The organism is Glycomyces sp. NPDC046736 (assembly GCF_040645615.1).
Taxonomy (GTDB): Bacteria; Actinomycetota; Actinomycetes; order Mycobacteriales; family Micromonosporaceae; genus Glycomyces.
Map to the genome: position 1 here is coordinate 85,121 of NZ_JBEYYO010000003.1, position 25,562 is coordinate 110,682.

Consider the following 25,562-nt stretch of genomic DNA (forward strand, 5'->3'; position numbering starts at 1 on the left):
ATCAGGCCAGGTCCGAGTCGAGATCGTCCTCGTCGGCCGGGCGCGCCCCAACGAGCTGCTCGAACCGGCGAGAGGTCAGGCGCCGCTCATGCTCGACGGTGGCGAGGACACGACGCAGCAGCACCTCGACCTGCTCCGGCTCCGCAGCCGCGGCCGCGCCGGCAGTGTCCTGAACACCGCGCCACTGCTCGCGCGCCGACGCGTCGTGCCGGTTGACTCGATTGAGCACGCGGAACAGGACCGCCAAGACCAGCAGGTTGGCGAAGGCCAGGCCTCCCCAGAGCGCGATCTCGCTACCGAGGATCCCGCCGACGAGCGCGGCGACCTCCACCATCGCGACGAGGACGAGGGCCTTGGCCTGCCTACGGGTCAGGAACTGCTTGAGGCGTCGCACCATCAGGGTCTCTCAGACTTTCTCGGGTTCGGTCGGGGTCGGCAGATCATGCTCGGCTCTTCAGCAGGCGCGAGCCGATCAGCCGTTGGTACCACTCGTAGCTGAAGTGCTCACGGACGTGGTCTTGGCCCCTACGGCTTTGGGTGAGGAAGACACCGAGATCGGACCGGTACTTGTCGATGAGGTTGCGGACCTCGTCGGGCCTGCAGTACAGGGCGCCCTCGCCGAAGGTGGAGCGGAACACCTCAGGGAGGATGACCACGCAGCCCGAGGCCATCGCCTCCAGGATCGCGCGGCCGAACGCCTCGATGCGGATCTCGTTGGGGAAATACACCCAGAAGTCGAGCTGGAACAGGAAATCCTTGACGTCCGTCTCGTCGTAGCCGTAGGCGATCCAGTTGTACGGCAGCCGTCCGCCGAGTACTTCGGCGGGAGTCGAGGCGCCGCCCATGTTGCGGAAATCGTAGGCGGGGTCGTCGGGGTATATCTGGAGGAGCGTGTCCGCGTCCGAAGGCCACTTGGTGATGTGGTCGCGGGAGTGGCGGCCGAGGACGGGCCGATCGGAGCGGAAGTCGTCGCGACGGATCAGCCAGTCGGTCGGTTCGAGGATGCCCGGCAGGTCGAAGTCCTCGAGGCTGCGCGGAGGGACCGGTGCCTCCAGCAGCGCCTGGCGGGCCTGCGGCCCCTGCGGGACCCAACTGGGTTCGACCCCGAACCAGTGCCTGGCGTTGGCCTCGCAGTCATGGACGAAGTAGCGCAGGTCGCTGCCGTCGGCCTCGCAAGGAGGCTGATTCGCGTGGATCAGCACCCGCCCGACCTTGCAGGCGAACTTCGCGGTGCGGTCGAACTGAAGCACAAGGGGGTAGCGGATGACCAGGGTGTCGACGTCCACCGGGTCGGAGGGGACGAGCAGGTCGACTTCGCCGGCGTCGACGAGCCGCTGCACCGGGCCGCACACGGCCCTGGTCAGCGGTGCCATCATCCGCACTGATTCGAGGTTCATGACCCCGACCCTGAGTCCGATGCGCCGAGCGGCCGCGATCTCCTCCAGCATGGACTTGGCGGGCCCGCCGTAGGGGCGCCAGTCACTGGCGAACACCAGATCGTAGCGATGCCCGGCACCGGCGCCCGGACGCTGCGACAACGGCAGCGCAAAGGGGCGGTCGGCTGGTTCGAATGGCAGGTACGGGACCGTTCCGGCTTCGGTGCAGCGGCGGTGCCAGCGGGTGAATCCGGAGCTGTAGGCGGTGAACCAGGGCGACTCCGCGCCCTCTTCGATCTCCAGGTGGGGCACGAGCTCGCGTTCGTCGGGCGTGAGTGCCAAGAGGGGGCCGCGCGCGGTGCTGACCGAGCCCTTCCCGAACGCCTCGCGAATCCGCTTGGCGTACTCCTCGATCGCCTCGGGCCCGACGGTGTCGAAGTAACCGAGGCGGTCGACCACCTCGCGCTTGAGGAACAGGCTCTTGGAGAGGATCTCGGGTCCGGCGACGCCGAAGGGGCCGAGGCGCAGGTTCGCGTCCGCCCTCAGCCGTGCGGTCCGGCAGGCGACGACGGCGCTCCTGCGTTTGCGCACGCGGCGAAGTTGCACCTCGACGAGCTGCGGCACGCACCAGTCGCCGGGGGCCAGCACGAGCAGGTACTCGGCGGAGGCGGCGCGGATGCCGTGGTTGACCAGGGTCCCGGTGTTCGCTCCGTCGACCTGGATGACGCGTGCGCCTTCGATGCCGTCGACGACTGCGGCGGCCTCGGGACCGAGCGGGCCGGAGGTGACCACGAGCAATTCGATCTCGGAGTGGTTCTGACGCGCCACCGAACGCAGGCCCCGCATCGGGTTCTCGCCGTCGACGGGCAGGACGATGCTCACGAGGTGGGCGGAGTTCGAGACCCTGTCAGTGACGGCCTCCAACCGGTCCAATGCCGGCCCGTCGCCGGGGCTGAGAGCGCAATCGGCGTTGAGCAGGCGGCCCAGTGCCCGGAGCCAGGATCGCCGGGGCGGTCCCGGCCGGTGCAGGCGGTTGCATTCGAGCATCGCGGTGACCGAAGCGTGCGCGGGCGGGTGGGATCGCGGCAGGCCGCCTCGGCCCGGCGTCAACTCCGCACGCAAATGCAGGTAGAGCGCTCTGTGGCGCGAGTCGAGTTCGACACCGGGCCGGGAGAGCAGGAACTCGTAAAGGCGCAGGGCGAGCGCCGGGTCCCCGGGTTCGAACCGCTGGATCGCGATCACCCGGGCGAGCTCTGCCAGGTACCAGTGGTCGACGACGTGCCCGGTCGTGCCGAGCACCCCCGCGTCGAGAGCAGCGAGAAGCCCGGCGAAGTCGGTTTGCGCCGACACCGCCCGCGCTGCGAGCAGATCCCGCATGTCGGACGAACCCAGGCGGATGGCCGTCTCCCCCATCGAACGCGGATTGCGCCGCATGGAGATGGCGACGTGGTCTTCGAGGAATTGCGTCTTCAGTTCGGCGGGGACGGAATCCATGGTGGTCAAATCCGGTTTCGGAGAGCGGAGGGACCGCCCGGACGAGACGGCGGCGACTCGAGGTGGCAGACGGTGCATGAATGCTAGCAACTCGAACCAAGCCGATCATGCAGCGTTCGCGCCCCAGTGCCCCAGACGACTGGATCACCGGTGCACCTGCGTGAAGGCGATCGTCCAGTAGCATGAACTCCAGGGAACGCTGAGGTGAGCGGGACTGTCGTGCTCACCGACCGCAGTCGTCCGGTGCGGGTCGGCGGCCCCGACCGCCCGGTGCACGGCACGGATCCACCACTCCGTCTCAACGCCGCGGCCCACGCTCCCTCTCCCGAGCACCTGAACCCGTGAAGGCCCCAATGACTTCCGTTGAACCCGCCGCGGCGACGCCGCTGCTGAGCGTCGTCGTCCCCGTCTACAACGTGGAGGAGTACCTCGACGAGTGCCTGCGTTCGGTGGCCGAGCAGACGCTCGCCGATCTCGAGGTCGTCATGATCGACGATGGCTCGACCGACTCGAGTGCGGCCGTCGCGGCCGCTTGGGTGGAGCGGGACGGCCGGTTCAGCCTCGTCAGGCAGGACAACGTCGGGCAGGGCGGGGCCCGGAACCGAGGCGCCGCGCTCGCGAAGGGCGCCTACCTGACCTTCCTCGACAGCGACGACATCGTTCTTCCCGACGCCTACCTGCGCATGGTGGAGACGTTGGAGGCCACCGGCTCGGACTTCGCGGTGGGCGGGCTCGAACGCTACGACGGCTCGCGGCACTGGGCGGTGCCCAAGTACGCCGCGACGGTCGCAAGCGGGGCCAGACGCACCCACATCACGCTCGAACCGGAGCTCCTGCACGACACCGTGGTGCCGAACAAGGTGTGGCGCACGTCGTTCTGGCGAGAGAACGGCATCGAGTTTCCCGAGAGCAGCTACTACGAGGACATCGCGACACTCCTGGACGCCCATCTCCGCGCGGAGCACGTCGACCTGGTGCCCGAACCGGTGTTCTACTGGCGCCTGCGCGAAACCGGCACCTCGATCACCCAGAACCTGGCCTCGGACGTCCGCAAGTTCACCGATCGGATCGCGGCCGTCAGACGGAACCTCGACCTGTTCGAGCGGCACGGCGCGCAGGAGCTGCACGCCGCGTACGGCGATCTGATCCTGCGATTCGACCTGCGGTACTACGTCGATCTGTACGACCGGCTCGATGAGGACTACCGGTCCTGCGTGCGGGAGACCGTACGCGAGTTCTTCGAACCAGACCCCGAAGCGGCGTTCCGTGCAGTGGAGCTGTTCGACCGGGTCAAGTACAAGTTGCTGCTCGACGGGGACACCGAAGCGCTCCTCACCTACCTTGCGCTGTGGCGCAGCGGCGGACTGTCCAGGCTTCCGGTGGAGGTCGTCGGCGACCACGTCCTGGTCGACTTCGCGTCCGCGTTGGGACGCGAGGTGGGTCTGCCTCCTGCGCTGCTGGACTACACCGAGAAGCTCCAACTCGTCGCCGCCGTCGGCGACGTGCGGATCTTCGGCGGCGAGGTCCTCATCGACGGATCCGCCTACGTGGGGCGACTCACCGGGGTGGACCGCTCCGAGGATCTCATCGAGGTGTGGCTGGAGAACGGCGACACCAGGATCCCCGCCGAGGTCAGGCGGCGCATCGATCCGGCGGTGGCAGCTCGCGCGGGCGTCGGCGTCGACGGGGCCGAGCACACGGCCTTCACCGCCGCAATCCCGATCGAGCGGCTCGCCGAGAACAGCCGCAAGAACGTCACGTGGAAGGTCAACGCGGCCTCCACGTGTCTGGGCCGCACCGTCACGGGCCCGCTCTCACCGGCGATTCCCGGCCCAGCGCAGCGGCCGGTCATGGCCGAGATCGAGGCGGGCCGTTGGGTCCGGGCGAGCTGGATCGACAACCGGACACTGGCCGTGAGGGTTCGCGAGGAGCCCGCCGTGTGCACGAGCGCCTCGGTCGACGGCGAATGGCTCGACCTGCGGTTCCGACTCGCCCCCGGGTTCACCGGCGAGGCCTGTCTGTCGCTTGGGGACGCGGCCGTCACCGCGCCGATCCGGCCCCTTCCGCTGCGCCGCCGGCAAGGGGTGGCGCGGCTGCCGGTCGCCTCGCTTCGCGAGGCCTCGAACGCGGCCGATCCCGCAGAGGAGCACGTCTGGCAGGTTCGGACCGTCGACTCCGGCAGCCGGTCGAAGTTCCAGGTGAGCGCGGCTCCCGGATTCACCTTCGAACGGCGGTCGGCCGGTGACCGCGAATGGTTCGCCCGCCGCACCCGCTCCGGAGTCCTTCGGGTCCACGACCGGCCCGCGAAGCCGGTGCTGAAGTCGTGGAAATGGTCCGAAGGCGCACGTCTGACGCTGGATCTCGACCACCCCCTTCCAAGCGGTGTCGAGAGTGTGGTCGTCCAATCGTCCTCCCGCTCGGAGGCGTACGCGTTCCCCGCCGCTTCCCGACGCGGCGGGGTGCGAGCGGTGCTCGACCTCGGCGCGATCAGCGACTCGGTGGACACCAGGCCGCTCCGGTCGGGAACCTGGCTGCTCAAAACTCGCTCGAACACCGGAGAGGACCTCGAAGTCGGCGTGGCGGGCGACCCCGGCGGGTCACTGCCGGACCGCCATCTGCACAACAGTCGTGAATTCGCGATCGCCGACCGGAACCTCCACCAGGCCGTGATCAACGTCGGATCGGAGCTGCGCGGAGACGAGGTCGGCAAGTCGAACCAGCACCGCCTCCAGACCGTTCACTACCCGAGCGCGAAGACCGGTCTGCGGGACGCGGTGCTCTACGAGGCTTATCTGGGCAGGCAGTTCGCCGACAGCCCGCGGGCCATCTTCGAAGAGCTGGTCTCCCGCGGGTCGCACCTGGAGCACCTCGTGGTCTCCACGGACCAGCAGGTCCCGATTCCCGAGGGCGCCCGGCGCATAGCCGAAGGCAGTCGGGAGTACTTCGAGGCGATGGCCCAGTGCAAGTACATCGTCGCGAGCACCTTCCGCCCGTCCTGGTTCAAGCGCGCCGAAGGGCAGGTGGTGGTCCAGACCTGGCACGGCACGCCGCTCAAGCGCATCGGGCTCGACGTCGACCTCGCGAAATACTCTGACCCCGCCTACCACCTGCGCATTCCCGCCATGGCCGCCGAGTGGGACTACGTGGTCTCGGCCAGCTCGTACACCTCGCCGATCATGCGCTCGGCCTTCGCCTTCGAAGGGGCCCTGCTGGAGACCGGGCTGCCGCGCAACGACCGCTTCTTCGGCGGCGCGAGCGAGTCGATCAACGCGGAGGTCCGCCGGCGCTTGGGCATTCCCGCGGACCGCAAGGTGGTGCTCTACGCCCCGACCTGGCGTGACAACCGCTCCGGCCCCCGGCGGCCGTTCCACCTCGAGATCGGCCTCGATCTCGAGGCCATGGCGACCGAGCTCGGCGAGGATTACGCGATCGTATTCCGCAAGCATCCGATGCTCGTCGACCAGCTCCCGGCCGAGCTCCGCGAGTTCGTCGTCGACGCCTCCGACTACCCGGATGTCCAGGACCTACTGGTGGCCACCGACATCCTGGTCACCGACTACTCGTCGCTGATGTTCGACTTCGCGAACACCGGGCGTCCGATGCTGTTCTACACCTACGACCTCGACCACTACCGCGATGAGAGCAACGGTTTCTACTTCGACTTCGAGGACGAGGCCCCCGGGCCTCTGATCCGCAGCGCCGACGACCTGTTCAAGGCCGTCCAGACGATCGACGAAGTGTCCGCGGCGCATCGTGAGCGGTACGAGCGGTTCCGGTCCCGATTCTGCACCTGGGACGACGGCGGGGCGACTGCGCGCGTAGTCGACGAGGTCTTCGGCCGCCCCTGACCCCAGGACATCCCCCAGCCACTTCTGCGAGGAAATCGACATGAACTCCGACACCACGCCCTCGGTTCACCCCGACCCACTGTGCCGCAACGACTACGGTGCCCTGGAACCGGTCGAGCTCGGTCAGTGGACACCCGAGCTGGGCGTCTCTGTCGTGGTGCCCGCCTTTGGAAACCAGAGGACGCTCGACCTGTGCCTGGCCGGTCTGGCGGCGCAGAGCTACCCGGCCGAGCTCGTCGAAGTCATCGTCGTCGACGACGGCTCGGCGCCGCCGTTGCAGCTGCCTGAGACCGCCCCCGAGTCCACACGCGTGGTCGCCAACCCCGGACCCGACTTCGGGATCGCCGCCGCCGTCGACACGGGTGTTCGAGCAGCCGCCCACTCGTTCGTGCTGCGCATCGATTCCGACGTCATTCCCGATCGCCTGCACGTGGAAGCCCACATGCGGTGGCACCATCAAGTCGAGTACGCCGTGGTGATCGGCAAGGTCGCCGTCGTCGACCGAGTTCCCGACCTCGAACCCGCCGCCGTGCTCAAGGCCGTCGCCGACGGCAACGGGTGGGACCTCTTCGAGGGCATCGACGTCGATCGGGAATGGCGCGCGAAGCTCATCGACAAGTACGACCAGCTCAAGGCGCTCGACAGCCGCGCGTACGTCGTCGCCAACGGGGCCTCGGTCTCCTTCAACCGCGCCATGTACACGGCAGTCGGCGGTCTCGACCGGACGATGGCGCTCGGTGAGGACACCGAACTCGCCTACCGCCTCGCCCAAGGCGGTGCGGTGTTCATCCCTGAGCGCCATGCCGAGTGCTGGCACCTGGGCGTCCCGCAGATGCACTCGCGGGCGGACGAGGGCCGACGTTATCGCGAACCCGCCTTCGCCGACCGAATCCCACTGATGCGCAAGCTGCGCGACCAGCCCGGCGGCTCCTGGGAGGTCCCGCTCGTCGAGGTCACGGTCACGGTCGGCGAGGCTCGATACGAGCAGGTCCGCGACACGGTCCGTTCAGTGCTGGGCGGCACGCTGACGGACGTGCGGGTCAGCCTCGTCGGCCCGTGGGAGAGCCTCGCGGTGTCGACACGGGCTCCGCTCGACGACGACCGGTTGGAGCTTCGTCTCATCAGCAGGGCCTTCGCGGCCGACGCCCGAGTCCGGTACGTCCAGGAGGCCCCGGACACCCCCGCTCCCGCCCCGTTCGGTCTCAGCCTGCCCCCCGGTGTCGTCTGCGACCGCGACGCGCTGCGCGGCTTGATCGCGCTCGCCGACGACCGGCGCGCGGGCCGCGTCAACCTCGCGCTCTCCGATCACGAGGGGCTGGCCGTGGCAGTCCTCGACCGCACCGCCGCGTTGGCGCGGGCGATGCGCTTCGCCGAGGACGGCGCGGATCTCGACTCGGTGGTGCACGCCGTCTGGGGGGTCCTCTGGGAGAACGGCGACGACTGGTTCGGCGACGATCTGGCCGCTTTGGCGGCCTCTCCGCGCTCGATGTCCCTCGCCTCCGAGAACGAGCGGCTGCGCAGAGAGCGCAGCCGCCAGCGCGCGAGGATCGGGGAACTCGAGACTCTGGCAGAGGAGGCGCGTCGCTCCGCGGCGGACTGGGAAGTGTCCGCGGGCCGTTGGGAGCGGGCGGCCGGGACCTGGCAGCTCAAGGCGGCGGCACTCACGTCGCCGAGTCCCCGGCGCAGGGGTCTGCGGAGCTGGATCTCGCGCTCGCTGCGGGGTCGGCGTTGACCTCGGCACGGGTCGGCGAGGGCATCTGATATGGACGTATCCTGTTACCATCTGCTCTGTCGCCCCCACGATACGATTCCGTCTCGACCTTTCGAGGAGCCCCGGTGAAGAAGACGACGTCCCTGCTCTGTGCCGTCGCCGCCTTGATGGCATTCTCGGCCTGCCAAGGCGAGCAGCCGAGCGGCGACGAGGAGACTCCCGGCACGGCCACCGAGTCCCCGGCCGGTCCTCAGTACGATCCGGCCGCGCTGTTGAGCGTCTCCTTCACGCCTCCGGCCGAGGTGGTCGAGAACGCCGAGGTGCCGTTCACTTCGCTGTTGCCGTATGAGACCTACGAGACCAGCAGCTATGACATCGACCTGCCGGACATCGGGGCCGAGAACCGGATCTTCGTGACGCAGTACCTGCTGCCCGCCGACGGGGACTACAGCGAGTACGACGCGCAGCTCGCCGTGGTCCGCGAGTACGACGCGCTGGTGGTGAACACCGCCGATGAGGACAGCCACGACCCGGCGCTGGTGGCGGGGAACTCCGCCGTGTGGCGCTTCACGATCATCGAGAACGGCGAATCGAAGACCTACCAGCAGAACTACTTCGTGTTCGTCGAGAACCACCTGGTCCAGATCACGTGCCAGTGGACGAACCGGCGCGACTTCGTGCGCCCGGCCTGCGCCGAGTTCCAGCAGACGCTCGCGATCCAGCAGTGACCGGCCTGGCGCCGCCGAAGCGGCGGCGCTAGAGCTGCGGCAGTTCCGCGGCGACCAGGTCCGTGAGGGATCTGACGTACGGGGTCGTCAGGTGGTTGGTGTCCCGGTAGACGAGGATGTCGTCCACCACCACCGGGCACACGCCTTCGTAGCACAGCCAGCCCGCGGGGTCGATGACCGTGACACCGAGCTCGTTCTGGAGTTCGATCGTGTCCGCGCGCCGGTCGGAGCGCCGGATGCCGTCGCCCTCGTCGATGTGGCAGGCGGACACGTCGTCACGGTTCAAGTCGACGCAGGTGGGCACTTCCTCATCGGCCCAAGGCGTGTCGGCGAAGGCCACCATCGCGCCGGCGGCACCGCCCACCCGCTCGATCGTGTCCTGCCACCCCTGGAGCCAGGGCGGACCGGTCTCGTTGCGGTCGACGCCGGTGAGGCTGGTGGTCTCGGAACTGCCGAAGACGACGAGGTCGGGCTGGACCTCGTCGATCTCGTCGAAGACGTTCGCGCGCGCCTGCGCGCACTCGGTGTACTCGGTGGCGGCCTGCGTGCTGTCGATGGCCACCGACACCGGGGTGCAGGAGCTCTTGGTCCTGGTGACGAGCTTCCAGCCCTGACGGTCGGCAATGGGTTCCAGCGCGGGAAACCACTGGGCCGCATGTGAATCACCGACGAGGTAGATGACGATGTCCGAAGAGGTGTCGCCGAACTCGCATCCTTCGGGCCACTGGGTCCGCTCGACGTCCAGATGGCAGGAGTCGTCCCCGCCGTCGTAGATGACCGGCAGGTCTTCGCGAGCGGATTCGACCGAGGGCACCAGGTTCTCGGGCACCTTCTGGGTCTCGATCGCCGCCGCGAGCCTGGCCTCGATCTCGGACAGGTCCTCGACCTCTTCGATCGCGTCGAGGTCGACCGGTTTCTGGTCTTCTTCGGTGATCTTGGGGAAGCCCAGGGTGAAGGTGAGGATGACGGCGATGGCCAGGACTGAGCTGAGGACGCCTGTGGCGAGGCCTGCTATGTGGGTGTTCTTGATGGACTTGGCGCGGCGGATGGGTTCTTCGATGTAGAGGAAGGACATCTGGGCCACGGCGAAGGTGCCGATGATGAGGCAGGTGTTGAGTACGAGGGAGGGCTCGGCGCCGATGGCGAGGGGGATGAGGATGAGGATCGGCCAGTGCCAGAGGTAGAGGCTGTAGGAGATCTTGCCGACGAACTGGAACTGCTTGGTGTGCAGCAGTGAGGACACGGGGTTGGTGCCCGGGCCGGAGCCGGCGATGATGACGAGCATCGTGCCCAGGACCGGGAGCATCGCCGTGTAGCCGGGGAAGGGCGTGGACTCGTCGAAGAGGTATCCGGCGGCGAGGATTCCGGCGAGGCCGACGATGCCGAGCACCCAGGCGAGGGCCTTCGGGGTCTTCTTCCAGGTCGGCAGGGTCAAGGCCAGGAGCGCTCCGGCGGCCAGCTCCCAGACGCGGGTGTGGGCCGCGTAGTAGGCGGTGGGCTGGGACTGCTGGGTGACGAGCACCGAGAGGAACAGCGAGATCGCGAAGATCGCGGCGCAGGCGCCGACCGCGGCGTTGACCAGCGAGCGAGGCTTGCGCTTGGCGAGGATGAGCAGGCCGATGAGCAGCAGCGGCCACACCACGTAGAACTGCTCTTCGACCGCCAGCGACCAGTACTGCTGGAACGGCGAGGGCATCTGGTCGGCGTTGAGGTATTCGGTCTCTTCGGCGATGAACCGGTAGTTGACGATGTAGACGATGACGGTGAACGCGTCCTGCATCGCCGATTCGATGCGGGTCACCGGGAGCCACAGCCACGCGCCGACGACCGTCGCGATCGTGACCACCGTGGCCGCGGGGAGGATGCGGCGGGCGCGGCGGGCGTAGAAGCCCATGAGGGAGATCTTCCCGGTGTCGAAGACCTCTTTGACGAGGAGCGACGTGATCAGGAAGCCCGAGAGGACGAAGAAGACGTCGACGCCGACGTAGCCGCCTGAGGCGAAGGTGAAGCCCGCGTGGGAGAGGAGGACCAGGACGACCGCGATGGCGCGCAGGCCCTGGATGTCGGGGCGGAAGCCGAGGCCTTCCCAGGTGGTGGGGCGGCGGAGCGGGGCGGGGGTGGGGTGGGGGCGGGGGGCCGAGGCGGTGGGGGCCGTAGGGGGCGGGGGCGGCGGGGGCTGGAAGGCGGGGCGGGCCGGGTAAGGGCTGGGGGCGGTGCGCGGGGGGAGGACCGTGCGGGCGGCCGAGCCGGGGACCGTGGTGGGCAGGTGCAGGGTTTCCTCGTTGATCGCCGCCGTCGCCGGGTTGGGGGGGTTGGGTGGCTGGGGCGAGGTCATCGTGCAACAGTCTCCGTCTAAGGGTGAGGGTCGGGCCTCATGGTAAGCGCGCGTTAGCGGCCGGAGGGCCGCGGTGGTGGTGCGGGCGGGCCGCGTCATTCATCGTACCGAGCATTCGCGCGCGGGACCGTCCACGATAGGGGCCCGAGCGCGAGGGCGGCCCCGGCCGGGGGCCGGGGCCGCGTTCGTCAGAGCGCTTTGAGGACGCGCGGTTCGAGGCGGTAGAAGATCCAGCGGCCGAAGAACAGCAGGAACGCCGAGATGCCGACGGCGCAGCCGAGCTGGTACCAGGTGGGCGCGAACTCGGGGATGAACACCGCGCGGTGCATGTTGAAGATGCCGATGAGCGGGTTGGTCGAGTAGAGGTCGAACAGCACCGGGTGGTTCTGGAGCGCCTCCTCGACCTTGGTGATCGGGTAGATGATCGCCGATGCGTAGAACAGCAGCCGCATGAACAGCCCCAGGAACCGCTGCACGTCCTTGAACAGGACGTTCGCGGCCGAGAGGATGAACACCAGGCCCGTCAGCAGCATCGCCTGGACCAGGATCGCCGGGATCAGCCACAGCAGGTTGATCCCGAACGTGCCGCCGAAGATGAGCGCGACGATGATGAGGATCGGGAAGCCCACCACGTACTCGGCGAAGCGCGCGAACACCTTCGAGACCGGGAAGACCTCGCGTGGGACCTTCATCACGGTGATGAGGCTCGACTGCCCGCCGAGGGACTTCGCGCCCTCGTTGACCGCCGAGCTGAACCACTGGTACGCGAAGATGCCCGAGACGATGAACAGGGCGTACCCGACGTTCTCGGCCCCTTCGGGCATCCCCGTGTCGCGCTGGAACAGCACCCCGAACACGAACCAGTAGATCAACGCGAGGCTGAGCGGCTCGATGAGCGACCACAGGTAGCCCATGACCGTGGCCTGGTACTTGACGGCCAGGTCGCGGCGCACCAGCACCGACAGCGAGTACCGGTGGCGCAGCAGCGCGGTGAAACCGGTCGTCAGCGGGAACTTCCGCGTCAGCGGCTTGACCTCGGCCTCGCGGCCCGGCTCGGGCTTCTCCTTGATCGGCCCCTCGTCGCTGCGCGCGGAGTCGAGGAACGCGGGCAGTTCGGCCGTGTCGTCGAGGTTGCGGCGGATCGGGGACGCGCCGGCCATCGGCATGTCGCGGCCCGGTTCGACGCGGGTCGCGTACGGGGCCTGCGGGACCTGGCCGGGAGCGTGCGGCGGCTGCCCGGCGGCCTGGAGCGGCTGGCCCGGGGCCCCGACCGGCTGGCCGACCGCCTGAGGCGGCCCGGCCGGGTAGCCCGGAGGCGTGGGGTTGGACGGCGGCGCCGAGGGGACGGGAGGAGCCGCTTGCGGCGGCTGGCCCGGAGCCTGCGGGGGCTGGCCGTAGGGCTGGCCCGGGTGGCCCGGAGGCGTCGGATTGGGCTGCGGGGCCGAGGGGACAGGAGGCGCCGACTGCGGCGACGGCGCGCCCGCCGGGCGCGGGGCCTGCGGCGGCTGCCCGTAAGGAGGCTGCGGTGCGCCGTAAGGCTGCTGGGGTCCCTGAGGCCCGCCGTACGGCTGCTGTCCCTGCGGCGGATACGGCTGCTGGGCGCCGTAGGGCTGGCCCTGCTGCTGCGCGGGACCGCCGTAGGCGTTCGGCTGCTGGCCCTGCGGCGCCGGATAGGACGGCGGGCCGTAGCCCTGCGGGGCCGAGGACGGGGATGGACTCGCGAACGCCGCCGAACCCGAGCTCATCGCGCCCTGCGGGTAGCCCGGCGGGGTGGCCGGGTTCGGCGGGGTCGAGTCGGAGGTGTCCGGGCTCCCCTCGTTGTTCCCGGCTGGGCCGGAGACGCCGTCGGGGTGCGGGCTAATCGAGCTCATGCATCATCTCCGTCAGGTGCCGCTCAAGCGCCACCGAGTCCAGTTCACGATGTTCGAGAATCGTATAACGGCCTGGGCGGGTCCTCGGAGCGTAGGCCACCGCTGCGGCCAGCTCCGCCAGGCTCAGCCCGAGCGCTTCGGCGGTGCGCGGCAGGCCGTGCCGCGCCATCGCCGCCGACAGCTCCCCGAACAGGGCCTCATCGCCCCGCAGCCACGTGCACACCAGCGCTCCCAGCGCGCCCTGCTCCCCATGGGAGGCCAGCCCCGGGTGGAGCACGTCGAGCGCGTGCGAGATCTCGTGGCAGCCGCCCGAGCACGGCCGGGACGAACCGGCCATGCTCGACGCGAGGCCGCCTTGGATCAGCGCGTCGGCGAGGGTCGCGAGGAAGTCGTCGTCACCGATCGTGCCCGGGTGGCGCAGGACCGCTTCGGCCCCGGTGCGGCTGATCGCCGCGGCCAGGCCGTCGACCGGTTCGCCGTTGACCTCGTGCGAGAGCCGCCAGTCGGCCACCGCCGAGAGGTTCGTCAAAGCGTCGCCCACACCCGAGCGCAGCTGCGCGGCCGGGGCCCCCCGGATGAAGTCGAGGTCGGCCAGCACCGCGAGCGGCGGGTGGACCCCGTAGGAGACCGAGACCCCTTCGCGCTCAAGGGAAGCCGTAGGGGACGCGAGGCCGTCGTGAGCCAGGCTCGTGGCGACCGCGACCATCGGGAGCCCCAGGTCGGTGGCCGCCCACTTCGCGGTGTCGAGCAGCTTCCCGCCGCCGATGCCGACCAAAGCGTCGACGCGGTGGTCGTCGCGAAGCCGCGAGGCGAGGTCGCGGGCGCTGGCGAGCGTGCCGGGCCTGACGGTGTGCACCGTGGCGCCGGGGAGGTGGTCGAGTTCGGCGGCGATGGTCTCGCCCAGGCCCGGCCCCAGGGCCACGGCCACGCGGCCGCCCGAGGAGATCCGGGAGTCGACGAGCAGTTCGGGGAGGCGCCCGAGGGCCCCGGCGGCCACCTCGACGGTGATCGGGGCCAGGACCGTGCGCGCGAAGGTGGGCACCTAGAGGCCCTTGGCGATCTCGCGCGCCGCGGCCCAGTCGGCGTGGTCGTCGACCTCGGTCCAGGCGACGGGCCCGGTCGAGACGGTGGCGACGCGGCCGGCCTCGGCGAGCAGCTGGTAGGCGTCCTCGTAGTAGAGGTTCGGGTCGCGCTCGAAGGTCGCTTCGAGGGCCTTGACGAGGTCCTCGGCGATTCCGGCGGGGATGAGGCTCACGCCGATGTACTCGCCGGCGCAGTCCTCGATTCGCTGGGCCTTGTGGATGCGCTCGACGCCGCCGGGGCCGATGCGGACCTTCATGGCCTCGTCGGTGAGCGTCTTGTGGTCGTCGAGGGCTAGGAGCAGCCGCGGGTCGGTCTCGGCCTGAGCCAGGAGCGAGCGTTCGACGCTGACCGGGTGCACGGTGTCGCCGTTGACCAGGACCGCGCCCTCGGACCAGTGCCCGCGGGCCGTCCACAGCGAGTAGGCGTTGTTCCAGTGCGGCTTGTCGTTGTCGATGAGTCCGACGGTGACGCCGTAGCGCTCCTCCAGGACCGGGGCGTGCTCCCGGATCGAAGCGGCGGCGTGCCCGACCGTGACGGCCAGGTCGGTGACGCCGACCTCGGCCAGGCCCCGGACGATCGTGTCGAGGATCGTCTCGCGCTCGGTGACGGGCAGGAGCGTCTTGGGCAGGGTGTCGGTGTCGGGGCGCAGGCGCTGCCCTTGGCCGGCGGCGAGGATGACGCCTCTCACGTGTGTCTGCCTTTCGCTCTGCGGCTGCGGTGCCCGGACGCGTGCGCCGCGGGCCCGCCCAGTTTACAAGCCGCGAAAGGGGGGAGGCCCCTGCCGAGGGTGCGCTTGCACACGTCGACTGGGGCCTCCAACTGGGAAGGGACGGTCAGTACACGAGACCTGACCGCACTCCCTTAAACGAGCCTCCGACTGTCCGGTTACGGCCGGATCGTCACTTTCGTGGGCTTACTTCGAGGCAACCGACTTGGCGAGGTTCTCCGACAGGGTGTCGAGGAACTCGTCGGTGGTCTGCCAGGCCTGCTCGCCGCCGACCAGGAGGGCGAGGTCCTTGGTCATCTTGCCGCCTTCGACGGTGTCGATGACGACCTTCTCCAGCTCGTTCGCGAAGCCGGTGACCTCGGGGGTGCCGTCGAGCTTGCCGCGGTGGGCCAGGCCCCGGGTCCAGGCGAAGATCGAGGCGATCGGGTTGGTCGAGGTCTTCTCGCCCCGCTGGTGGGCGCGGTAGTGGCGGGTCACGGTGCCGTGCGCGGCCTCGGCCTCCACGGTCTGGCCGTCGGGGGTCATCAGGACCGAGGTCATGAGGCCGAGCGAGCCGAAGCCCTGGGCCACGATGTCGGACTGGACGTCGCCGTCGTAGTTCTTGCAGGCCCAGACGTAGCCGCCGTCCCACTTCAGCGCCGCGGCGACCATGTCGTCGATGAGGCGGTGCTCGTAGGTCAGGCCCTTGGCCTCGAACTCGGCCTTGAACTCGTTGTCGAAGATCTCCTGGAACACGTCCTTGAACATGCCGTCGTAGGCCTTGAGGATGGTGTTCTTGGTGGACATGTACACCGGGTAGTTGCGCTGGAGGCCGTAGCGGAAGCTGGCCCGCGCGAAGTCCTCGATGGACTTGCGGAAGTTGTACATGCTGAGCGCGACGCCGCCGGCCTCGGGGTACTTGACGACCTCGAACTCGATCGGCTCGGTGCCGTCCTCGGGGGTGAACGTCACGGTCAGGGTGCCGGGGCGGTCGACCTTGAAGTCGGTGGCGCGGTACTGGTCACCGAAGGCGTGGCGGCCGATGACGATGGGCTTGGTCCAGCCCGGTACCAGGCGCGGGACGTTGCTCATGATGATCGGCTCGCGGAAGACCACGCCGCCGAGGATGTTGCGGATGGTCCCGTTCGGGGAGCGCCACATCTTCTTGAGGCCGAACTCCTCGACGCGGGCCTCGTCGGGGGTGATGGTGGCGCACTTGACGCCCACGTGGTGCTCGGCGATCGCGTTCGCGGCGTCCACGGTGACCTGGTCGTCGGTGGCGTCGCGGTGCTCGATGGAGAGGTCGTAGTAGTGCAGGTCCACGTCCAGGTAGGGGTGGATCAGCTCGTCCTTGATCTTGCTCCAGATGATGCGGGTCATCTCGTCGCCGTCGATCTCGACGACGGGGTTCGCGACCTTGATCTTGGCCATTGGTTTCGACACCTCTCCTTGCGCGCTCGCCGCGCATTCGCGTCTCGGGAGCGGACCGCTCCTAACAGTACGAGCGTACTGGCTTGGCACCGGGGTCCGTCGACCGGCCCGGGGAGTCGATGGTCACAGACGCCGCGAAAGGGCCACACTCGGAGGGGGAGCGAGGACTCCACCGAACGGCCCTATCGCCGCTCGTGGCGGCCCGGTATCGGACCGGCCGGTCCCGATGGCGGTTTCACCGCGTGGCCGACCGGCTACTTTCGAACAACGTGACCGGGATGAGACCTGGGGAAACACCACCTGAAGTTCAACGTAACGATTCCGTCTCAAGGCTGGCGTGCCTCGGGTCACGGCAGGTAAGTTCGTTAACTAGAAACAATCTTTCCAATTTGTTTCGGACTCGTCCCCCGGCCGCGACCCCAGGTCGCGCGGGAACGCAGCACGGCTTGCAGGCCGTGGACGGCAAGCGCACGGCGACACCGCGAACCGTGCCTCAGACCAACGCACGAAGGAGTGCCCCGAGGTGACCGCACCTACCGCACCCCCGCCGCGACCGAATGCGGCGGACGGTACGCCGCCCGCCGCGACCAGTCCGGCTCGGCAGCCCGCCCCCGGCCTCGCCCAGCGCATCTGGGCCTCCTACGCCTTCCGCCGCGTGCTCCAGTCCGTGTTCGTGATCTGGCTGGTTTCCACGATCACGTTCCTGCTCATGCACTTCATGCCCGGCGACCCCATCGAGATCATGGCCGGTCGCCTCAACTCCGCCGGCATGTCGCACCAGCAGGCGCTCGCGACCGCCGCGAACATCGTCAACTACGACCCGAACGCGAACATCGGGTCCCAGTACCTCGACTTCCTCAAGGGCCTGGTCACCCTCGACATGGGCAACTCGCTGACCAACCCCAGCAAGTCCGTGTTCGAGCACGTCATGACCTACCTGCCCTGGACGCTGTTCGCCGTCGGCGCCGGGATCGTGCTGGCCACGATCATCGGCCTCTCGGTCGGCATGGCCGCCGCCTACCGTCGCGGCTCGGCCTTCGACCACGCCGCGACCTCGGTCGCCTCGTTCCTCACCGGCGTCCCGAACTACATCCTCATCGCCGCCGTGGTCGTCATCGGCTACACCGTGCTGGGCATCCTGCCGTTCCTGGACATGCGAGGACGCATCACCGCAGGCGTAGAGCCAGGATTCAACTTCGTGTTCTTCGGGGACACGCTGTTCCACGCCACCCTGCCGATCATCGCCTTCGCGTTCACGGCCACCGGTTCCTTCCTGCTCAACATGAAGGCCGCCACCACCGAGGTCCTCACCGAGGACTACGTGACCGTGGCCCGCGCCCGCGGCCTCAAGCCCGGCCGCATCTCCCGCAGCTACGTCGGCCGCAACGCGATGCTCCCGGTCATCCCCCAGGTCGCCCTCCAGATGGGCACCCTGGTCGGCGGCTCGATCGTGATCGAGCAGATCCTCGACTACCCCGGCGTCGGCCAGATGCTCATCAGCGCGATCTCCGACCGCGACTACCCCGTCGTGCAGGCCGCGGTCATCATCCTCGCCACCTCGGTGGTCATCGCCAGCCTCATCGTGGACCTGGTCCTGGTCAAGATCGACCCCCGCATCAAGACCGAAGGGCAGGACGCCTGATGAACGCACCTGGGCAGAACGCCCCGCTGGAGACCGAGGGCCTCACCGCCCTGGAGAAGCACGAGGCGCAGGCCACCGAGGCCGAGCGCCGCGAGGTCGAGGCCGCGGTCCGCAAGGAGCGCAAGCAGTTCCGCGAGACCGTGCTGGGCCAGATCTGGACCGGGCTGACCCGCTCCCCCTCGGGCTTCGCCGGCACCTTGCTGGTGCTCCTGATCGTCGGGTTCTCCTTCATCGGCCCGCTCGTGATCGACCAGGACAACCCGGTCGACACCTCCAAGATCTGGACCGAGCCCTCTTCCGAGCACTGGCTCGGCACCGAGTACCAGGGCAAGGACACCTTCACGATCCTGGTGAACTCGGGGGCCGAACCGATCTGGGTCGGCACGCTGGCCGCGCTCATGGCCATCACCGTGGCCGTGACCCTCGGCTCGATCGCCGGTTACTTCCGCGGCCGGATCGACTCGATCCTGCTCCAGCTCACCGACGTCACCGTCACCATCCCGCAGTTCCTGCTCATGCTCGCGGTGGTCGCGTTCTTCGAGAACATCCCGCCCTGGGGCGTGGCGATCGTGGTCGGCTCGACCATGTGGGCCTTCCTGTTCCGCTCCATCCGAGCGCAGGTCATGTCGCTGAAGGAACGCGAGTTCGTCGAGGCCGCGCGGCTCCAGAACCTCGGGACGCCGCGGATCGTGTTCCGCGAGATCCTGCCGAACATGGCCGGGTTCATCTTCGTCAACTTCGTGATCTCGGTGAACCAGGCGATCTACGCTATCGTCGGCCTCTTCGTCCTGGGCCTCATGCCCTCCGGCACGCCGAACTGGGGTCTGATGATCCACAACTCGTGGAGCCAGAACTTCTACCTCAACCCCATCACGATGCCGTACGTGCTCACCCCGCTGATCATGATCGTGCTCTTCACGGTCGGCCTGGTGACGATGGGCCGCGGCCTCGACCAGGCACTCAACCCGCGCCTCCGGGAAAGGTGAGAACATGACCGATCCGATTCTCAGCGTCCGCGACCTCGCGATCAGCTACCGCACCGGCAGGAAGGAGTCGGTGAACGCCGTCAGCGGCATCGACCTCGACCTGTACGAGGGCCAGTCGCTGGCCCTGGTCGGCGAGTCCGGCTGCGGCAAGACCACCCTCGGTCTGGGCCTACTCCGCCTGCTGCCGAACCTCGGCGAGATCACCTCCGGTTCCCTGACCTACCGGCTCAAGGACGGCTCCCGGGCCGACCTGCTCAAGATGAAGAAGGAGCAGCTGCGCCGGTTCCGCTGGAACGAGGCCGCCATGGTCTTCCAGGGCGCGATGAACGCGTTCAACCCGGTCGTGCGCATCATCGACCACTTCGCCGACACCCTGCGCGACCACGCCGGCGACAAGCGCTGGACCAAGGCCGCCGTCGAGAAGCGGGCCGGGGAGCTGTTGGAGACCGTGCGGCTCGACCCCGACCGCGTGCTCCAGTCCTACCCGCACGAGCTGTCGGGCGGCATGAAGCAGCGCGCGCTCATCGCCCTGGCGATCGCCCTGGACCCGCAGGTGCTGGTCCTCGACGAGCCGACCACGGCCCTCGACCTGCTCACGCAGCGCTCGATCGTGCAGCAGCTCCATGAACTGCGCAAGAAGTTCGGCTTCACGATGGTGTTCATCACCCACGACCTCGGCCTCGCCGCCGAGCTCGCCGACCGCGTGGCCACCATGTACGCCGGGCGCATCATCGAGACCGGTTCCTCGCGCGACATCTTCTATTCCCCGAGGCACCCCTACACCGCCGGGCTCATCAACGCGGTCATGCCCGTCAAGGGCGACCGCCCCGCGCTGGAGTCCATCCCGGGCTTCCCGCCGAGCCTCAAGGCCATGCCCGCCGGGTGCGCGTTCCACCCCCGCTGCGTCCTGGCCACCGAAGGCTGCCGCGGCGACCGCATCCCGCTCGAAATCCTCACCGAGCGCCCCACGGGCATGTCCCACGCGGCCGCCTGCATCCACCACGACCAGTGCCGCAACGAGTTCAAGCGCAACGTGCAGAAGGAGACCAGCAATGTCTGACGCCCCGCTGCTGAAGCTCTCGGGCCTGGAGCAGGTCTTCGACACCAAACGGGGCCCCGTCCCCGCCGTCGGCGGCGTGGACCTGGAAGTCAAGCCCGGCAAGGTCCTGTGCCTGGTCGGCGAGTCCGGCTGCGGCAAGACCACCACCGCGCGCGCCGCGGCCGGCCTGACCCGCCCCACCTCGGGCAGCGTCGAGTTCCGCGGCAAGGACATCAACGCGATGAACTCCGCCGACCGCCTGGCCTACCGAAGGGCCGTCCAGTACATCCACCAGGACCCGTACGCGGCCCTCAACCCCACCCGCACGGTCTTCTCGACCCTCTCGGCCGGGCTCAAGCGGGCCGGGATCGTCAAGAACCGCGAGGAGGCGCGCGCGAAGTCCGCCGAGCTGCTCCAGCTCGTCGAGCTCACCCCGCCGGAGTCCTACCTGGACTCCTACCCGCACCAGCTCTCCGGCGGCCAGCGCCAGAGGGTCAACGTGGCCCGCTCGCTGGCGCTCAACCCCGAGCTGCTCATCTGCGACGAGTCGACCTCCATGCTGGACGTGTCGATCCGGGTGAGCCTGCTCAACACCCTCGGTCGCCTCCGCGACGACCTCAACGTCGGGTTCCTGTTCATCACCCACGACCTCGCCGTCGCGAAGTACTTCGCGTGGGACGGGGAGATCGCGGTGATGTACCTGGGGAAGGTCGTCGAGCACGGCCCCACCCCCGAGGTCATCGGGAACCCGCAGCACCCGTACACCAAGGCCCTCATCGGCGCGGTGTGCGAGCCGGATCCGGACCTGGCCAAGGCCAACCGTTCTGCCCAGCAGCTGCGGTCGGCCGAGATCCCCAGCCTCACGGACCTGCCCACCGGGTGCGCCTTCCACCCGCGCTGCCCGGCCTTCGAGCCCGGGCTGTGCGACTCGGCCGCGCCGACGCTGCAAACCGCCGACGTCTCGGCCAACGGAACTCCGGTCCGCAAGGGCCGGCGCGTGTCCTGCCACGTGGTCGCTCGCGACCTGGGGCGGGGCCGACCGGTCGCCGGAGGTCCTGGGGCTCTCGACCAGACACTGACCTTCGACGCCGTACCCGGCTCGCGGCGCGTATCGCCGCAGCCGACGGACGATCCACCAACCCCTCGGGGAGCTGCATGGTCGGCCTGATCGCCCGAACGGGGCTGGCGGCGGGGGTCCTCCTGACCCTGGCCGCCTCGCTCCTCCTGCTGTCCCTACCCAAGGGAAGCCCGGAGTTCGCCATCACCATCTGGACGGCGGCGCTCGGCGGTTTCCTGATCCTCATCTCGATCACTGCCATTTTTATTGAAAGGAAGCGGCGATGACCTCTCAGCAATTCGAGCTGAGCCGACGCAAGCTCATGCAGGCGGTCGGCATCGGAGCCGGCGCCGTGGCCACGACCAGTGTGCTCGGCGCCTGCCAGGCCGGCGGTTCGGACGATGAAGCCGCAGGCGGCAAATTCATCTACGTGTACCCGTTCGACATCACCACGCAGCACTACAACGCGGCCATCAACAACGCCGCGCTGCTGACCTCGGCGCCTGTCGCGGAGCTGTTCATCCCGCGTCCGGGCATCCTGAACTGGGAGACCCAGGAATGGATCCCGCAGCTGGCCGAGTCGATCGAGCTGGCCGAGACCACGCTGACGATCAAGCTGCGTTCGGGTATCAAGTGGACCGACGGCAACGACCTCACCGCGAAGGACGTCGTCGGCACCATCTACCTCCAGAAGCTCAACGCCGCTCAGGGCACCGTGGGCTGGGACCAGCTCGTCTCGGCGACCGCCGACGACGACACCACCGTCACCGTCACCTACTCGTCGGTGTTCCCCGGCGTCGAGCACGGTGCCGTCAAGGCCCAGGTCATGCCGCACGCCCGCTACGGCGAGTGGATGGACGAGGCCGAGCAGCTGGTGCTGGCCGGCGTGGTCCAGGGCGACGCCGAGCAGTCGGCGCTGTCGGAGAAGATCGCGGCCGAGGACTTCCTGGACGCCGAGGGCGGGTTCATCACCTGCGGCGCCTACAAGTTCGACAAGATCGGCGAGACCGTGGTGACGTTCTCGATCCACGAGGACGGCCTGTTCGCCGACAAGGTCAAGTTCGGCACCATCGAGGTCCAGAAGGGCGACAACGCCGCTTCTGTGCAGTTCCTGCTGGCCAACGAGGTCGACTACTCGACCCAGGTGCTGGGCGCGACCGACCGGTCGAGCATCGCCGGCGTCGAGGGCCTCGTGGAGCTGTCGACCCCCGGTTACGACGGCATCGGCCTGATGCTGAACCAGGCCCGGTTCCCCGAGTTCGCCGACGTGCGGGTGCGCAAGGCGTTCCAGTACATCTTCGACACCGAGTCCATCGGCGAGATCGCGAAGGGCGCGGGCGGCTACTACATCCCCTCGACCTACACCGGTCTGCCGGACCCGCACGCCGAGGGCCTGTTCGACGACGTGACGCTGGAGTACTACTCCACCGACCACGCCAAGGCCGAGGCGCTGCTGACCGAGGCGGGCTGGGAGAAGGAGTCCGACGGCTGGCACAAGCCGGACGGGGACCTCGCCGAGTACACCATCATCGGCGTCGAGGGCTGGACCGACTTCACCCTCTCGGGCGAGCAGGCCGCGAACCAGCTCAAGGAGTTCGGCCTGGCCGTGTCCTACGCGAACGTCCCCGAGGACAACCCGTGGGGCATCTGGGGCTCGGGCGACTTCGACATCGCCGTGCGCCAGTGGGCCAACCCGTTCGTGCCTTACGTCTACGGCTCGTGGCAGATGACCTGGTTCACCGACAACTCGCTGACCGCCGACAACATGGGCATGGGCCTGCCGATCGACGCCGTCGAGACCGAGACCCAGGGCACCGTGAACATCGACGACCTCTACCTCGCGTCCCAGCAGGGCACCGAGGAGGAGCAGGCCGCGGCGAACAAGACGCTGGGGATCGTGTTCAACGAGACCCTGCCGCGTCTGCCGCTGTTCCTGAACCAGCGTGTCAGCTACGGCATCGAGGGCAAGCGCGTCAAGACGGTCGACCCGGGCTCCTACGAGCTCAACGACATCTTCTTCGACAACCCGATCATGGTCCGCATCCTCGAAGGCGGCATCGAGCCCGTCTAGGGCCAACCGTGATCGCGCCCCCTGGAGACGCTGCTCGCTCCAGGGGGCCGCAAGAACTCGGCGGAGGAATCCCGATTCCCCCGCTGCCGCGCACGACCGAGGCGGGTCAGCGCGGCTTACGAGAGAAGAAGGGCCCCGGCCGGAAACCCCGACCGGGGCCCTTCTGCGTGCCCGGATCATCCGGGTGCGACCCGGGTATGACCGAGGGCCCCTCCGCGGTGCGGTGGGGCCCTCAGGGGGTTTGGTTAACCTTCTTCGCAGTTCGGGTCGAGCGGCGGGCAGGTGTCGGTCGGCGTGGTGTCGTCGCCGCCGCCTCCGCCGTCGTCTTCGGCCTGGGTGATGGTGATGGACGAGCCGGGCGCCACCGCGGTGCCGCTGGTGAGTTCGCCGTTGTCGCCCGCGACCGAGAGGATGGCCACGGCGTCGGGCTCGCCGTCGTAGGTGACGTTGAGGCCCGCGGCGGTGAGGGTGTTCGCGAGGTCCTGCGGGGTCGTCTCGGCGTCCCACTGGACCACGATGCCCTTGACCGTGATCTTGACCGTGCTGCCTTCCGAGACGACCGACGTTCCGCCCGGGTCCTGCTCGTAGACCACGCCGACCGTAGTGCCGCCGCCGCCGTATTGCACGTCGACGTTGAAGCCGGAGTTCTCGAGGGTCTGGATCGCGGTGTCGGTGGCCATGCCGAACACGTTGGGGACGCTCACTTGACCACCGGCGGAGACGTAGAGCGTGACCTCATGCTTGGCATCGACCACTTCGCCGCCCTCGGGGTCCTGCCTCAGAACGATCCCGGCCGCTTCGGTGCTGGACTCCTCAACGATCTTCACATTGAGGTTCTGATCTTCGAGTGTCGCTTTCGCCTCATCGACGGGATCGCCTTCGACGTCTTCGACCGTGACCTGGTCGGGTGCGGTCACCACGGTGATCGTGACCTCGGTGCCCTGCTCGATCTCCTGGCCCTGCTGCGGGTTCTGGTCCGTGACCGTGCCGATCGTCTCGTCGTTCGGGTCGTCGGTCTGGACGTATTCGGGGATCACCTCGAGGTTCTCGGCCTCCAACAGCGTCGTGGCCTCCTCCTCGGTCTTGCCGATCACCTCCGGCACCGTGACCAAGTCGGGCGCGTTGATCATCCGCATGATCCCCCACGAGGCCGCCGTGACCGCGACCAGCGCGAGGACCACCCCGAGCGCGATGAGCCAAGGCTTGCGCTTGCTCGTCTGGGTCGCGATCGGCTTGATCGGGGCGGTCGTGTCGGCGTTGATCAGCTGGGTGCGCGCCTCGGCGCTCATGACCGCGGGGGCCGAGACCGACTGGCCCCTCGCGGCGCGCAGGAGGTCCTCCCGCATCGCGCCCGCCGAGGGGTAGCGGTTGTCGGGGTTCTTGGCGAGGGCCTTCATGATCACGGCGTCCACAGAGGCCGGGACGGCCGGGTTGAGCTCCGAAGGCGGCCGGGCCTCCTCGCGCACATGCTGATACGCCACGGAAACCGGGTTGTCGCCGGTGAACGGCGGGTGCCCCACGAGCAGTTCGTAGAGCACGCAGCCGACCGCGTACACATCGGACCGGGCGTCCACGGTCTCGCCGCGGGCCTGCTCGGGCGAGAGGTACTGCGCGGTGCCGATGACCGCGCTGGTCTGGGTCATGGTGGCCTGGTTGGAGGCCAGGGCCCGGGCGATCCCGAAGTCCATGACCTTGACCTGGTTGGTGTCCGAGAGCATCACGTTGCCGGGCTTGACGTCTCGGTGGATGATGTGGTGCTTGTGGCTGAAGTCCAGGGCCGAGCACATGTCGGCCACGACTTCGCAGGCCACCGAGGGGTCGAAGCGGCCCTCGGCGAGCAGGACCTCTTTCAAAGTGCGGCCGTTGACGTACTCCATCACCATGTACGGGATGCCGCCGTCTTCGCCGGTGTCGAACACGGCCACGATGTTGGGGTGGTTGAGCGAGGCGGAGTTCTGGGCCTCGCGCTGGAAGCGGATGAGGAACGACTCGTCACGAGACAGGTCGGCTCGCAGCAGCTTCACCGCGACGTCGCGGCCGAGCCTGAGGTCGCGACCGCGGTGGACTTCCGCCATCCCGCCGTAGCCGACGACCTCGCCGATCTCGTATCTGCCGCCGAGCAGGCGGGGCTCTGTCGTCATCGCGTTTTACGTCCTCGTGTTCCGTTCATCGCGGCTTGATTCT

The 25,562-nt window shown here is 68.7% G+C and carries 17 protein-coding genes; 9 read left to right on the forward strand and 8 right to left on the reverse strand.

The genetic code is table 11. The annotated features are described in order from the left end of the window. Nucleotide 1: 1 nt before the first annotated feature. Both AB0B28_RS04135 and AB0B28_RS04140 read right to left on the reverse strand, forming a co-directional pair. Complete coding sequence (locus tag AB0B28_RS04135; RefSeq protein ID WP_360116177.1) at nucleotides 2-397, reverse strand: hypothetical protein; 396 nt, start codon at nucleotides 395-397, stop codon at nucleotides 2-4. 43 nt (nucleotides 398-440) lie between these two features. Further along, nucleotides 441-2,870: a glycosyltransferase gene (locus AB0B28_RS04140; RefSeq protein WP_360116180.1), complete on the reverse strand. Its 2,430-nt coding sequence runs from the start codon at nucleotides 2,868-2,870 to the stop codon at nucleotides 441-443. Between the two features lie 353 nt (nucleotides 2,871-3,223). On the opposite strand from AB0B28_RS04140, the gene AB0B28_RS04145 reads away from it, so the two are divergent. The 3 genes from AB0B28_RS04145 to AB0B28_RS04155 all read left to right on the forward strand — a co-directional run bounded on the left by AB0B28_RS04145 (nucleotide 3,224) and on the right by AB0B28_RS04155 (nucleotide 9,157). Beyond that, nucleotides 3,224-6,718, forward strand: a complete 3,495-nt coding sequence (locus AB0B28_RS04145; protein WP_360116183.1) for a CDP-glycerol glycerophosphotransferase family protein — start codon at nucleotides 3,224-3,226, stop codon at nucleotides 6,716-6,718. 40 nt (nucleotides 6,719-6,758) lie between these two features. Further along, on the forward strand, nucleotides 6,759-8,450 hold the full coding sequence (locus AB0B28_RS04150) for a glycosyltransferase (protein ID WP_360116186.1): 1,692 nt from the start codon (nucleotides 6,759-6,761) through the stop codon (nucleotides 8,448-8,450). Nucleotides 8,451-8,554: 104 nt separating this feature from the next. Continuing rightward, complete coding sequence (locus AB0B28_RS04155; protein WP_360116189.1) at nucleotides 8,555-9,157, forward strand: hypothetical protein; 603 nt, start codon at nucleotides 8,555-8,557, stop codon at nucleotides 9,155-9,157. A 28-nt stretch (nucleotides 9,158-9,185) separates the two neighbouring features. Here the strand turns inward: AB0B28_RS04155 and AB0B28_RS04160 are convergent, their stop codons facing one another. The 5 genes from AB0B28_RS04160 to AB0B28_RS04180 form a co-directional block, all read right to left on the reverse strand. After that, nucleotides 9,186-11,492 (reverse strand): acyltransferase family protein, encoded by a 2,307-nt coding sequence (locus AB0B28_RS04160; protein WP_360116192.1) that lies wholly within the window; start codon nucleotides 11,490-11,492, stop codon nucleotides 9,186-9,188. A gap of 188 nt (nucleotides 11,493-11,680) precedes the next feature. Beyond that, on the reverse strand, nucleotides 11,681-13,363 hold the full coding sequence (locus AB0B28_RS04165) for an ABC transporter permease (protein WP_360116195.1): 1,683 nt from the start codon (nucleotides 13,361-13,363) through the stop codon (nucleotides 11,681-11,683). Next, a complete protein-coding gene (locus AB0B28_RS04170; protein WP_360116198.1) occupies nucleotides 13,350-14,405 on the reverse strand; it encodes an iron-containing alcohol dehydrogenase family protein in 1,056 nt (351 codons plus the stop codon). Before AB0B28_RS04170 ends, AB0B28_RS04165 begins: the two co-directional genes overlap by 14 nt. Continuing rightward, complete coding sequence (locus AB0B28_RS04175; RefSeq protein WP_360116201.1) at nucleotides 14,406-15,134, reverse strand: NTP transferase domain-containing protein; 729 nt, start codon at nucleotides 15,132-15,134, stop codon at nucleotides 14,406-14,408. A gap of 225 nt (nucleotides 15,135-15,359) precedes the next feature. After that, a complete protein-coding gene (locus AB0B28_RS04180) occupies nucleotides 15,360-16,583 on the reverse strand; it encodes an NADP-dependent isocitrate dehydrogenase (protein ID WP_360116204.1) in 1,224 nt (407 codons plus the stop codon). Nucleotides 16,584-17,106: 523 nt separating this feature from the next. Here AB0B28_RS04180 and AB0B28_RS04185 point away from each other — a divergent pair. The 6 genes from AB0B28_RS04185 to AB0B28_RS04210 are packed head-to-tail and all read left to right on the forward strand — an operon-like array spanning nucleotide 17,107 to nucleotide 23,378. Next, entirely contained in the window at nucleotides 17,107-18,225 is a 1,119-nt protein-coding gene (locus AB0B28_RS04185) for an ABC transporter permease (protein WP_360116207.1), read from the forward strand. Continuing rightward, nucleotides 18,225-19,211 carry an ABC transporter permease gene (locus AB0B28_RS04190; protein ID WP_360116210.1) on the forward strand — a complete coding sequence of 329 codons (987 nt, stop codon included), beginning with the start codon at nucleotides 18,225-18,227 and terminating at the stop codon, nucleotides 19,209-19,211. The genes AB0B28_RS04185 and AB0B28_RS04190 overlap by 1 nt, the downstream gene beginning before the upstream one ends. 4 nt (nucleotides 19,212-19,215) lie before the next feature. Further along, nucleotides 19,216-20,271: an ABC transporter ATP-binding protein gene (locus AB0B28_RS04195; RefSeq protein WP_360116213.1), complete on the forward strand. Its 1,056-nt coding sequence runs from the start codon at nucleotides 19,216-19,218 to the stop codon at nucleotides 20,269-20,271. After that, nucleotides 20,264-21,418 carry an ABC transporter ATP-binding protein gene (locus AB0B28_RS04200; RefSeq protein ID WP_360116216.1) on the forward strand — a complete coding sequence of 385 codons (1,155 nt, stop codon included), beginning with the start codon at nucleotides 20,264-20,266 and terminating at the stop codon, nucleotides 21,416-21,418. The genes AB0B28_RS04195 and AB0B28_RS04200 overlap by 8 nt, the downstream gene beginning before the upstream one ends. Beyond that, nucleotides 21,406-21,594: a hypothetical protein gene (locus AB0B28_RS04205; protein WP_360116219.1), complete on the forward strand. Its 189-nt coding sequence runs from the start codon at nucleotides 21,406-21,408 to the stop codon at nucleotides 21,592-21,594. Before AB0B28_RS04200 ends, AB0B28_RS04205 begins: the two co-directional genes overlap by 13 nt. Next, nucleotides 21,591-23,378: an ABC transporter substrate-binding protein gene (locus AB0B28_RS04210; RefSeq protein ID WP_360116222.1), complete on the forward strand. Its 1,788-nt coding sequence runs from the start codon at nucleotides 21,591-21,593 to the stop codon at nucleotides 23,376-23,378. Before AB0B28_RS04205 ends, AB0B28_RS04210 begins: the two co-directional genes overlap by 4 nt. Nucleotides 23,379-23,623: 245 nt before the next feature. Here the strand turns inward: AB0B28_RS04210 and pknB are convergent, their stop codons facing one another. After that, on the reverse strand, nucleotides 23,624-25,519 hold the full coding sequence (gene pknB, locus AB0B28_RS04215; RefSeq protein WP_360116225.1) for a Stk1 family PASTA domain-containing Ser/Thr kinase: 1,896 nt from the start codon (nucleotides 25,517-25,519) through the stop codon (nucleotides 23,624-23,626). Nucleotides 25,520-25,562: the final 43 nt, after the last annotated feature.